Source organism: Salegentibacter mishustinae, from assembly GCF_002900095.1.
GTDB lineage: Bacteria > Bacteroidota > Bacteroidia > Flavobacteriales > Flavobacteriaceae > Salegentibacter > Salegentibacter mishustinae.
In genome coordinates, this window is record NZ_LLKN01000003.1 from 230,908 (window position 1) to 242,637 (window position 11,730).

Sequence of the window (11,730 nt, forward strand, 5' to 3'; positions counted from 1 at the left end):
CGAGTTAAACATTTCTTAAGGCTATTAAAACCATTCATAATCTATAATAATCCACACATCCTTAGCTTTTAAATCTCTGAACTTTGAGTTCACGCTGAATGATCTTTAAAATTGAATTTCGATTTAAAGTTGATTCGTTTAAAAAATTAATTATGAATCGTATAGAAGAAGATTTCAAAGAATGGATACTCGATAAAAACCATCCTTGTATGATGGCGCAAACTGTTTTTGAACAGGAAGCAATTGTCTTAAAAGATTACTCAAAATTGGCTGATTCAGCGAATACTGAACAAATTTTAAAAGACTTGTATGAATATATTGATAAGTACGATTTTGACTCTAATTCGTTTCAAAGCTTTATCGCAGTCTTTAAAGATTCTAAAATTGAAGATGAAAAAGAGTTCGAGCAGCTTTTATGGAATCAATTAACTGAGCTTTCTCAACACGATAAGTATTCGTGGGATAAAACGGTTAGTAGCAATCCCGAAAATGAAAATTTTAGTTTTAGCCTGGGCGAGAAAGCATTCTATATTGTTGGGATGCACCCGGGAAGTTCAAGAATAGCCAGAAGAAGTCCGCATACCTGTATTGTTTTCAATTTACATTTTCAGTTTGAACTTTTGCGCAAGATGGGTGTGTATCATAAAGTTCGAAATAAAATTAGAAAAAGAGATGTAGAACTTCAGGGATTTATAAATCCCAGTTTGGATGATTTTGGTGTCCTAAGCGAAGCTCGACAATATAGTGGTAGGGCTACAAGTAAAGAATGGAAATGTCCATTTAGTAAATAATAATATATTATGAAAAATTTCTTCATAGAAAATAAAAAAGCAATTTATGGTGGAATAGTAGCAACCCTTTTTACGGGTTTAGGTGTTTTTCTTCTGGGACAATTATCAGGATATGAAGCAAAGCAACTTATAAACTCTTCTCATCAAGGGCTTAATATGCTTTGCAATACCATAATTTTGGCCTCGGCTACAATTCTTACCCTTTTATTAACCTTGCTAGGAATAAGTACCGGTACAGATTCCAGACTTAAAAGCGAACATTACTACCAGGTTCTGGATATTGCTAAATTAGATACTATCCTTTTAATTGGATCGCTTATTATGTTTCAACTGTTTAATATCCCCATAACTAAGGCTGATAATGTTCCTATTACCTGGTATTCGAATGTATATTGGTTTAGTTTAATTTTGTCTTCTATTTTAAGTGGAATAATGATTACCGTGGTTTTAATGTTGTATTCAACAGTAACAAATATTATACACATTGTGGGACTTAAAAATGATCATCGCTTAATAACCAAGGAGAAAGAGAAAAGAGCTTCATAGTATAAATAGAATCCAAAAATCTATATTTCTATTTCAAACCTTATGGAATTTATCTAAAGTAAGCAGCCTTAGCTAATCGCTCGGTGGTATTAATACACCTTTTAAATTATAAATTTAAATCTAATCGGCGAAAATTTTACATCCTACGCCCGGTTTAAGATACCTCTAACACTAAAATTTATACCTTTTCCCGGGCTACAGGAGTGCATTCGCTGACTCAAAATCTAATTTAAATCGTTCTCTCCAACTGGCTGAAATATAAAAGCATTAGCCTGTTAAAGTGCACGAGAATCAGAAAATATCTAACACAATTTATACTTGAGCAATTCTCAGGTATCATTTGAATCTCAAATACCAAAATCTAGTTAAATGAGACAAACTACAATTTTAATAATTATAAGTTTTATTCTTCTATGGAATTCAGGTTTTATAGGTGCAGAATATGGTCTTCCGCATACAGGACCATTTACCCTGGTTTTTTGGAGATATCTAGGTTTAAGTTTGCTAATGGCATTGTATTTATTTTTTAGAAATAAATTTAAATGGTATGGTTTCAAAGTAGCCTTTTTAAACATGTTTATTGGTTTTTTAGCGCACGGGGTATGGCTTACCTGTGTTTTATTTGCTCTAGATAATAATGTTCCTGCAGGAATTGTAGCTCTTATAGTAGCACTACAGCCTCTAACCACGGGAGCTTCCGCATACTTTGTTACTGGAGAGACCACTAATCTATATCAGTGGTTCGGACTTATATTAGGATTTATTGGAGTTGCGCTATCAGTTGGTTATAGAATAGATTTTGAAGACTCAAGTTCTATATTCGGATATTTTATTCCCTTAGGCTCTGTAATAGCAATCACCATCGCTACCTTAATTCAACGAAAAATGGAGATAAATAGGGAGAAAGAAAAACTACCCCTAGATCAAACAATATTTTATCAAAGTATAGCTACTGCACTAGCCTTAGCTTTGCCCGCTATTTTAGTAGAAGATCTAAAAACCGATTGGGTACCGGAATTTAACTACACCCTGCTTTGGTTGATTCTAGCCGTCTCCTTAGGTGCCTATATTTTAATGTGGCAATTAATTGAACGACTTGATACCACTAAAGTAGCCAGTTTATTTTATTTAGGACCACCCATAACAATGTTGATGGCCTGGATAGCTTTTGGGGATAAAGTTAAGCTTATGGATATTGTAGGTATGGGAATTGTTTTTATTGGCGTGTTTTTAACTCAGTTAAAGAAGGATAAGAGATATTAAAAATCTATCTCCAATCTAAATCAAGAAAAGATTTTTACAGCCATTGATAAATTATCTAATCCATTTTAAATCATAAAACCTGAAAGGTGAGTCCTAATGTTTTATTCGATTGATTCAGAATTTTGAAGTATCTGAGTTTGATAGTTTTTAATATTCTGAAAACAAAAAAGCCCTAAAATGTATGACTTTAGGGCTTCTGAAGCTATTATGCATTTTTAAGTAGCGGAGGAAGAGGAACTATCCGAAAATGCGAATATCTCGTCAATACTGGCGATTCAGAAGGGGTCCATTTTAAGTGTAACCGAATTTGACACCTTTAACCAAACTTTAACTCTAAGATGCTTTTAAATCTACTGTCAATTTGATTTATATCTATCCACTCTCATTGAGGTTAGCCTTTAAAAAGTTTCAGGTATAAATGTGTACATTCTTTTATAAAGGCCTCCTACCCTATCGTGTCCCAACGCGGATCGCCATCGTTTATAATATTCCATCCTCACTACAACCATTATTTTCTGTCTCAAGAAATTCATATTTGTAAGATTCCATTATTAAGTTATTCCCATAAACTACAATCACGGAATCTCCTTAAAGAAAATCCTGAATTCAGAATGAGGATGATTTTTAGTTTCATTTGTTTTCAATTGCACACAACAGTTTTGTATATGAAAAGTACGCCTTTTTTAGCAGACGTAGTTTTCAGTTGCAACGTTTTGTTATAAAGTGGCGAGAACTCAAATATAACGAAAGCTGGCGTATTTTTTATATACGTTGTTATGTGCATACTGGATTCAATAGTATTGCTTTTTTTGAAAATTGTCCATGCGTTAGTAATAAACATCCATTCCATAGTCTTTTGTTTCGTCTCAAATTTACACTGTAACAAATAAACAAGAAACGATGAAAACTAAAGTTCCATTAAAATTAGCATTCCTAGTTTTTCTACTAGGATTTACAATTCAAACATTTTCAAAATCTAAAAACACAAACATTATGAACAGTACAAAAAAAGAAACTATCGGATTATTAGTAATTATGAAAGCAAAAACAGGAAAAGAACAAGACGTCAAAAACTTCTTACTTGGTGGATTAGCATTAGTAAATCAAGAACCTCAAACAGTATCTTGGTTTGCCTTTCAAATAGATAATAATACTTTTGGTATTTATGATACTTTTGAAGTAGAAGAAGGAAGACAAGCACATTTAACAGGCGAAGTTGCGAAGGCATTATTAGCAAATGCAGGTGATTTATTAGAGAACTTTGATCCTAGCACAGATATTCAAGCAGTAGATGTATTAGCATCTAATCATAAATCCGGATTGCAAAACAAGGGTTTGCTTGTTATTATGAAATCTAAAGAAGCAAGGACAACAGATGTTGAAAACTTCCTTAATGTCGGCAAACAATTAGTTGGTGACGAGCCAAAAACTTTATCTTGGTATGCTATAAAAATAGATGCTACTACATATGCAATCTTTGATACTTTTGCAGATGATTCTGGTAGAGATACACATTTAACAGGGAAAGTTGCAGCAGCACTTATGGAAAATGCGCCTGTTCTTTTAGATGGTTTTGAAGCATCAGCAATTCAAAAAATAGACATCATAGCTTCGAAATAATTGTTATCTTTAGAAAGGAGTTTAACAACCACTCCTTTCTTTTTAATACGTAACATTAAAGAAGAAATAGACTCTTATGGTTCAAATTATTATTGATAAGCAAAATGGTGAACTGGCATTTAGACTAGAAAGGTTTGAAAATCTTAATCAATTTGACCATTTACAGCGAAAAAATTATTATTCTATTATTTTACTAAAAGGAAACAACTACAAGTTAAATGTAGATGTTTCTAATTATGAATTACAAGGCAACCAAATGATTTGCTTGTCACCTTATCAACCATTTATGATTTCTTCTGAAGAGTCTTGTTCAGGCTGGTTATTAAATTTTCACCCTGACTTTTTTTGTACATATCGACATCAAAATGAAATTGAAACAGAGGGCATTCTTTTTAACAACTTTCATGGATTACCACATTTTAAAATTTCTGAAAAAGCGTTGTTTTTTAACCTTATAGATCAAATTTCAAAAGAGATGGATAGAGATTCTATTGCTCAGCATGAGGTTCTTGTGGCTTTTTTAAAGGTGATTTTAATAGAAGCTGTGAGACAAAAAAAACAATCCAATAAAGATATAGTGCCAAAATTTTCTGATGATCAATCTGAAATATTGCAAAATTTAGTAGATTCTATTGAGAAGAATTATTCTGAGTTACACTCTCCGAAAGATTATGCAGATGTTTTATGTGTTAGCACTAAAACATTGGCTGGAATTGTGAAAAAATATTTACAGCAAACACCTAGTTCGTTAATTTCTAATAGAATTATTATAGAGGCTAAACGCGAACTATATTTAACCTCAAAACCTTTGAAACAAATCGCAGCTAATCTTGGGTATGACGATGAATTTTATTTTAGTAGGTTTTTCAAGAAGAAAGTAGGTGTTTCTCCCGATAATTATAGAAAGACAGTAGGTTTTGCTAAACTAGAAAAATTATGATTGTCAGTATGTCTTAAGTTGCACATAATGTCCCGTATAAAAACTGTGCGAGCTGGCGAGCTTGATTGTCCGAAGGACAATCAGGCGTTGCATGCGAGCACGGACTTTCGATTCGAGACAGGCTTGAGCATTGTTTTTAGCATCAATGAAAAAGCAGTAATCGAGTATCTTTAATATTCACCATAAAAACTAAAGATATGGAATCCCGAGTTACTGCCTTACCAAAGTTATTCATAGGAATTGACATCCACAAGAGGAGCTGGAAAATACACTGCAGCACCGATCTTTTTGCCGGTAAATCTTTTACTATGCCACCGGAGCCTGAGAAGTTACGGGAATATGTTCAAAAACATTTTCCGGACCACGAAGTCTCCACTGCCTATGAAGCGGGTTGTTGTGGTTATGCTGCTCATCGTAGTTTTGTAAATTTTGGCTGGAGATCCCTGGTGGTAAATCCGGCCGATATTCAACGAAAGGGAAAAGAACGATACACCAAAACCGATAGAATCGATGCCCAGCTCATTAGCAGAGAACTCAAAGACGGTCGTCTTGAGAGTATCATAGTTCCCGATATAGAACGGGAAGAACTCCGTAGCCTTTTCCGGCGCCGTAATGAACTGGTTAAAGACTTCAGACGTGTCAAATCTGTAATTAAAATGCAGTTGCTCTATTATGGAGTCAAAGTTCCTCCTGAGTTTGATAATGATCACTGGAGCCACGATTTTCGTCATTGGGTAGATAGCCAAAAGTTTATTTTTGGTACTGCAAGGGAATGTATGGCCAGTAAGATGCGTAATTTTCGTTTTATTGATAAGGAACTTCGAGATGTATCGAGCCAGTTAAGAGCTTATTGCCGTAAACATTTTAAGCAGGATTTCTATCTACTAAGGAGCATTCCTGGTATTGGAGGAATTGTAGCAGTTGGAATCATCGCTGAACTGGGTGATCTAAGGCGATTTAGCAGCTTAAAACATTTGGCAGGTTATGTTGGTTTGGCTCCCAGCATATATCAAAGTGGAGTTAATTCAAAATCAATGGGGATGAACCCCAGGTGTCACAGACTAATCCGATCATATTTTGTGGAAGCTGCATGGCAGGCAATTAGAACAGATCCTGTAATGCAGGCTTATTATCGCCAGCACCTGGGCAAAGACGTCAAAAAAATAATAGTAAAAGTGGCTCACAAATTACTGAGCCGAACTTTAGCAGTGATTAAAACTAAAACTCCTTATGAAATTGGAGTGATATCATAATCTATAACTCATGACCAAGCTCAAAATATTAAAAGTCTATACCACAAAACAATATAGGTGGCCATTTCAGGATCACATTTTTTAGCTAGTGGATAGACTTAATTAACCAATCATAATGATGCTGGTGGCACTCATTAGAAGTGACCACATATAGGATGCGGAGCGGGTTATTTTGCATTGAATTCTAACTGAAGCAAAGCTACAATCAGAATTAAACGCGTTAAAATATATATAGGAATGAAATAAGAAAAATTAAAATATTAAATTTGAGAGAGCAGGTTATTGCTTTTCATAGGATATAATGTTGTGCGTTCGTTTTTTATTTTTCCGCAATCAACTCAGTCCGTTCACAATTAATTCGAAACATTTTTCCATTTTCTAAAGGGTAAAGAATGTCATCATTCTCATTCGGCTTACTTTGATCCATAAGTCCTTCATTTATTTCACGGATAGAATCAGGAAAAAATGAAATTCCATTCAAAATATTTTCGTCTTCTGAAAATTCAGAATTATCTCCATCTGCTGAATTAATGAAAGTTACATTTTGATGTAAGAAAGTAAGCTTTTCAAATTCATTTTCCCGAACCCAATCTCCGATCGATTTAATGAATTCAATCCGCACATCATTATTAAATTCTGCTATTCCATTGAATATAAAGTTGTTATGTAAGTCGATATGAATTCCGTTCAATTTGACTGCATAATTTTCTTCGATTTCAAAGTTTGTTTTCATATTTTTCAAATGACGCACAACGTCTCGTATAAAAACAGTGCGAGCTGGCGAGCGTGATTGTCCGCAGGACAATCCGCTAAGCAAGCGAGCACAATGTTCGGATTTGAGACTGATTTAAGCATTGTTTTTATATGTTGTTGTGAGACGTCTTTTCTTTTTCGTTCTTCTAATCAGAAAAAGGCAAATCAGAGTCAGAAAGCCGAAGAAAAGCACTTCGAGTAGGTGTCCGAAAAATGGCATAAAAATCAGTTCTTCTTCAAGAAGTAAGCTATTCACAAAGCTTATCAAAGAAACAACGGCAACAATAAAGAAGACTGACGCTATGGTGTATAAAAATTTAATCATTGCTGTTCAATGTGAATTTTATCAAAAGTCCACTTATCCAAAGGTTTTTTACTCATCAAAAGAATAACTTTTGCCTTAGCCTTGGTACCTTCAACTGTCGTTTCTATTTGAGCGTACTCTGAACCATTTTCCGATCTGGTACCGCCAGAAGGAAATCTTCCAAACTCCTGGATTTCTCCTATTTCTGCGATGAGTTCGGGACTGTTTGTCAGATGTTTTTTTGCCAATTCATATTCTTCTGAATTGGAAATTTTAATAGTATTTCCAATTGTCACTACTAAAATAAAAACTACTATACCTAAAACGACGTAAAGGATATACTTGAAAAATTTTGGTATTCTCACTACTGGTTTTGTTTAAAGAAATTCATTTGTAATCAGTTTTTTAGATGTCTCACAACGTTTAGTATAAGAGCAGTAGCGGGGTTAAAGTACTTACCTTTTGGATTACAACATACTAATTAAAAAGCAAAATGGTTTGAGTTCAAACACAAACCGCTATTGCTTTTATACCTTGTTACCTGCTTTTTTTTATCCAAATTTTACACTTGTCATAGTCAGAGAACCACCTAAAGGATTATCATTAAAGATTGTGGTATTGTCCTTTTCGTCTTTTAATCCTAAGGTGTACAATAAAGGCAGATAATGCTCAGGCGTTGGAATGGCAAGGTTAAAAGCTTCGCCTTGCTTCTTAAAGTCAATTAAATTTTGGTGATTTCCCTCCAAAATCCATTTCTTCATTTTGCTATCAGCTTCTATTGCCCAATCATAGCCGAAGTTTTCATTAATTTTGCTAAAATCAACTTTTCTTAAATTATGAACCATATTACCGCTACCAACTATAAGCACTCCTTTTTCTCTTAGTGATTTCAGTTGTTGAGCCAACTCGTAGTGTTGCTGTGGCGTCATTTTATAATCCAAACTAAGTTGAATAACAGGTATATCTGCTTTTGGAAATAAATGCTTAACTACAGTCCAAGCTCCATGGTCTAATCCCCATTTATCATCTAAGTGAACGGTTCCTGCTGGATTAATGAATTCTGATATTTCTTTAGCCAGTTTTGGGTGTCCAGGCGCAGGGTATTGTACTTCGTAAAGTTCTTTAGGGAATCCACCAAAATCATGAATTGTTCTTGGATTTTGCATGGCTGTAACAAAAGTTCCATTTGTTTCCCAATGGGCAGAAACCACAATAATAGCATTGGGCTTTTCCAATTGCTGTCCTTGTTTTTTAAACGCTCTAACAAATTCATTGTCTTCGATTCCATTCATAGGCGAGCCATGCCCTAGAAAAAGGACAGGCATTCGCTTAGAAGAATCAAAAGAATCTGTTATGTTTTCTAATTTATTTAATGCTGACATCATAGGAATACTTAATGTTGTTAGTCCGGCTATCTTTAAAAACTCTTTACGTTGCATGTTAAACGTATATTTTGGTCAAAAATTCTGTAGAAGTTGTTGGTTTTCTACCTAACAACTTCTCTAATGAATTATCTGACATTTCTAATTCGCCATTAGCTTGTGCTACCGAAAACGCGGTAAATAATCCAATGTATTCATCTGGAACACCATACGTTTTTAGTGTAGCCTGATATTCTTCAGGTGAAGGCGATTGATAGGTAATATCTTTACCACTTATTTGGGCAATTGTTTCTGCTACCTCATAGTATGAAATTGCTTGATTATTTACTAATGGATACGCCTTATTTTCGTGCCCCTCAGAAGTCAATACTACCGCTGCTGCTTCTGCCAATTCTTGTCTTAATACTAAGCTAGACTTTCCATTTTCCGCAGGTTGCATAATAACGCCTGTTTCCAAAACTTGCTCTCCAATAAACATAGGTAGCATGTCTAAATATGTGGCGTTCTGTAAAAATGTATAAGCTATACCACTTTCTTTTATCCAGTTTTCGGTTTTTAAATGTGAATCTTGTAAGAATGCAATAGCAGAATTATCTCTTTCCTGATTTCTCATGAATGATGTGTAAACAATATGTTTAACTCCAGCTGATTTGGCTGCTCTAACCACATTTTCATGTTGTGCTTCACGGTTTTCTATCTCGCTGCTAGAAACAAATAACAGTTTATCTACGCCTTCAAAGGCTTTTACTAAAGAGTCATAGTTGGTGTAATCTCCTGTTTTTACGGTTATTCCATCTTCTTTATAGCTGATTGCCTTTTCCTCGCTTCTAGAAAGTACCGAAATATCAGAAGTGCTTACACCTTTTTCTCTTAATTGCTGAACGGCATGTTTACCAAATTCGCCTGTTGCTCCTGTTACTAATATCATGTTTTAAAATTTTTAATCGTTAATAATGATACAAAAGTATTACATTTGCTATACAAAATATAGTCAGTTATTAATTAATATCGCTATACTTTTGTATAGTTAAAGTTTAAAATTTTTGATAATGAGTGATTTGCAAACTATTTCTGAGATAAAAAAATGCCCTGTACAATACGTATTGGCGATTAATGATACTTTGAACGTGATAAGTGGTAAATGGAAGTTGCCTATACTTGCTTCAATCCTTTATGGTAATTATAGGTACAAAGACATACAGACCAATATCGATAAAATTACACCTAGAATGTTGTCTAAGGAGTTAAAAGAATTAGAACTAAATGGCGTTATAACAAGAAACGTTTATGATTCAACGCCAGTTCGTATTGAATACAAAATGACCGAATCAGGTAAAAATATTCTTACAGTCCTTGATGCAATGGTTGATTGGGGTGTTTCTCATAGAAAATCTACACTCATACATTCTGATTAAAAGTGTTTTTTCGGCAAATTGCAGGTAACGTCCTGTATAAAAACTGTGCGAACTGGCGTGCGTGATTGTCCGCAGGAAATTCCACTAGCAAGCGTACAGGGAGTTTTGAAATGGGAATGAATTAGAGCATTGTTTTTATATAATGTTACCTGTAGTCTTTTCTAGTTGAACCATTCTAAAATTCTCCCTTTTAAATCACCTTTAGGCGAAATTTCAAACTCAGGAGTAATACCGTTCCAGTATTCTTTCTTTGTATGATCTGCCATTACTCCCGAAGTCATTATTAATATGTCGTTGTTTTTAAGATGAATAGTATTATTGGACGTTGTATAACCTGCGGTTTCGTCACCAAAAAATTTAATGTTTGGATTGCTCATTAATGCAATAGCTGTTGCTTCTCCTGAACTAGCGGTATTGTTATTTATTAAAACAGCAACCTTTAAATTTTTATTCTTAAGTTTATACTCAATTGGTTCCTCAATAAACTTTTTTGTTTTATTCGAGGAGCCGTCAAATATTTGATTTTCTTCTTTCTTCCATACCTGCCATTTATTCTCAATTAAGAAATGTCCAAGAATTTTATTTTCCAAAAAAGGTGTAAGTGAAATAAGCATTGGCCACATATTTCCCCCATTATTTTTTCGTAAATCAATTACCCAACCTTTTAAATTTTTAGAATCCTCTTTTTTTATATTTTGGAGATTCTCATTAATATATTCTGCGCCTTTTTTTAAAGTTTCATCCAGACTAGTTCTGGAATTTATAAAAGATTCAAGATTTATATACCCTAAATTTTCATCAGCTTCGAATGGCTGGACTTCTTCATAGTTATAAGTATCCTTTCCAACTGGGGATAAGTATTTTTTTAAGGATTGATCATAATACATTGAATGCTTTTCACCATTTAAAGTTAATGCCGTGATGACTGCAGAATCCTTTGAAAATTCAGCACTTTTCCAAACCTGTTTTTCAAATGATTCCCAGTCTATTGAATCTTTGTAGATAGACTTTTTCTCAAATTCCCTTATCATTTTTTTGATAGATTTCTTATCATCTCTTGAAAGTTCATTATTTTGAGAATGAACATTTTGAAAATTCATTATGATTGCAAATAAAATTATAATTCTATTCATTTTGATTAATGTTATTTAAGTTTTTAAAAAATAATGTATTAGCTTCTGTTCGCATTTTACTCTTCTAGGATTGTAGATTACAGGTAACGTCCCGTATAAAAACAGTGCGAGCTAGCGAGCCTGATTGTCCGCAGGACAAACAGGCGTTGCAAGTGAGCACGAAGTTTCGAATTGAGACAGGTTTTAGCATTGTTTTTATATATTGTTGAACTAAACCTAAAGGTAGCTTCAAGAGATCGCTAAATCACTATTCACTACCTTTAAGTATCTCTAATTATAATATTTAAAGTTATGAAAAAAAAGTAGTACCCTCATTGACAGGGCCTGTAA

General features: G+C 33.8%; 12 protein-coding genes. 7 read left to right on the forward strand and 5 right to left on the reverse strand.

Annotation, left to right across the window (positions count from 1 at the left end):
* The first annotated feature begins 152 nt into the window (after positions 1-152).
* The 6 genes from gntA (at position 153) to APB85_RS16915 (ending at position 6,413) form a co-directional block, all read left to right on the forward strand.
* Entirely contained in the window at positions 153-791 is a 639-nt protein-coding gene (gene gntA / locus APB85_RS16885) for a guanitoxin biosynthesis heme-dependent pre-guanitoxin N-hydroxylase GntA (protein WP_229792213.1), read from the forward strand.
* Positions 792-800: 9 nt separating this feature from the next.
* Positions 801-1,337, forward strand: coding sequence for a hypothetical protein (locus tag APB85_RS16890; RefSeq protein ID WP_057480669.1), 537 nt, complete (start codon positions 801-803; stop codon positions 1,335-1,337).
* Between the two features lie 369 nt (positions 1,338-1,706).
* Positions 1,707-2,600 (forward strand): DMT family transporter, encoded by an 894-nt coding sequence (locus tag APB85_RS16895; protein ID WP_057480668.1) that lies wholly within the window; start codon positions 1,707-1,709, stop codon positions 2,598-2,600.
* A 900-nt stretch (positions 2,601-3,500) separates the two neighbouring features.
* Positions 3,501-4,220, forward strand: coding sequence for a putative quinol monooxygenase (locus APB85_RS17435; RefSeq protein ID WP_057483269.1), 720 nt, complete (start codon positions 3,501-3,503; stop codon positions 4,218-4,220).
* Between the two features lie 76 nt (positions 4,221-4,296).
* Complete coding sequence (locus tag APB85_RS16910) at positions 4,297-5,160, forward strand: helix-turn-helix domain-containing protein (RefSeq protein WP_057483268.1); 864 nt, start codon at positions 4,297-4,299, stop codon at positions 5,158-5,160.
* A gap of 197 nt (positions 5,161-5,357) precedes the next feature.
* Entirely contained in the window at positions 5,358-6,413 is a 1,056-nt protein-coding gene (locus tag APB85_RS16915; protein ID WP_057483267.1) for an IS110 family RNA-guided transposase, read from the forward strand.
* Positions 6,414-6,732: 319 nt separating this feature from the next.
* Here APB85_RS16915 and APB85_RS16920 read toward each other — a convergent pair whose 3' ends face one another.
* From APB85_RS16920 to APB85_RS16935, 4 genes are all read right to left on the reverse strand, one after another.
* Positions 6,733-7,146: a hypothetical protein gene (locus tag APB85_RS16920; protein ID WP_057483266.1), complete on the reverse strand. Its 414-nt coding sequence runs from the start codon at positions 7,144-7,146 to the stop codon at positions 6,733-6,735.
* 341 nt (positions 7,147-7,487) lie between these two features.
* A complete protein-coding gene (locus APB85_RS16925) occupies positions 7,488-7,835 on the reverse strand; it encodes a cytochrome c oxidase assembly factor Coa1 family protein (protein WP_083482241.1) in 348 nt (115 codons plus the stop codon).
* A gap of 186 nt (positions 7,836-8,021) precedes the next feature.
* Positions 8,022-8,852 carry a 4,5-DOPA-extradiol-dioxygenase gene (gene ygiD, locus APB85_RS16930; protein WP_057483271.1) on the reverse strand — a complete coding sequence of 277 codons (831 nt, stop codon included), beginning with the start codon at positions 8,850-8,852 and terminating at the stop codon, positions 8,022-8,024.
* A gap of 58 nt (positions 8,853-8,910) precedes the next feature.
* Positions 8,911-9,780: an SDR family oxidoreductase gene (locus APB85_RS16935; RefSeq protein ID WP_057483263.1), complete on the reverse strand. Its 870-nt coding sequence runs from the start codon at positions 9,778-9,780 to the stop codon at positions 8,911-8,913.
* A 121-nt stretch (positions 9,781-9,901) separates the two neighbouring features.
* Between APB85_RS16935 and APB85_RS16940 the strand changes: the two genes are divergently transcribed.
* A complete protein-coding gene (locus APB85_RS16940; RefSeq protein ID WP_057483262.1) occupies positions 9,902-10,267 on the forward strand; it encodes a winged helix-turn-helix transcriptional regulator in 366 nt (121 codons plus the stop codon).
* Between the two features lie 161 nt (positions 10,268-10,428).
* Here the strand turns inward: APB85_RS16940 and APB85_RS16945 are convergent, their stop codons facing one another.
* A complete protein-coding gene (locus APB85_RS16945) occupies positions 10,429-11,400 on the reverse strand; it encodes a S41 family peptidase (RefSeq protein WP_057483261.1) in 972 nt (323 codons plus the stop codon).
* Between the last annotated feature and the right edge of the window lie 330 nt (positions 11,401-11,730).

Bases quoted from the DNA above. Each gene is read 5' to 3' on its own strand.
- gntA (WP_229792213.1), top strand. From the start codon at position 153: ATGAATCGTATAGAAGAAGATTTCAAAGAATGGATACTCGATAAAAAC.
- APB85_RS16890 (WP_057480669.1), top strand. From the start codon at position 801: ATGAAAAATTTCTTCATAGAAAATAAAAAAGCAATTTATGGTGGAATA.
- APB85_RS16895 (WP_057480668.1), top strand. From the start codon at position 1,707: ATGAGACAAACTACAATTTTAATAATTATAAGTTTTATTCTTCTATGG.
- APB85_RS17435 (WP_057483269.1), top strand. From the start codon at position 3,501: ATGAAAACTAAAGTTCCATTAAAATTAGCATTCCTAGTTTTTCTACTA.
- APB85_RS16910 (WP_057483268.1), top strand. From the start codon at position 4,297: ATGGTTCAAATTATTATTGATAAGCAAAATGGTGAACTGGCATTTAGA.
- APB85_RS16915 (WP_057483267.1), top strand. From the start codon at position 5,358: ATGGAATCCCGAGTTACTGCCTTACCAAAGTTATTCATAGGAATTGAC.
- APB85_RS16920 (WP_057483266.1), bottom strand. From the start codon at position 7,146: ATGAAAACAAACTTTGAAATCGAAGAAAATTATGCAGTCAAATTGAAC.
- ygiD (WP_057483271.1), bottom strand. From the start codon at position 8,852: ATGTCAGCATTAAATAAATTAGAAAACATAACAGATTCTTTTGATTCT.
- APB85_RS16935 (WP_057483263.1), bottom strand. From the start codon at position 9,780: ATGATATTAGTAACAGGAGCAACAGGCGAATTTGGTAAACATGCCGTT.
- APB85_RS16940 (WP_057483262.1), top strand. From the start codon at position 9,902: ATGAGTGATTTGCAAACTATTTCTGAGATAAAAAAATGCCCTGTACAA.
- APB85_RS16945 (WP_057483261.1), bottom strand. From the start codon at position 11,400: ATGAATAGAATTATAATTTTATTTGCAATCATAATGAATTTTCAAAAT.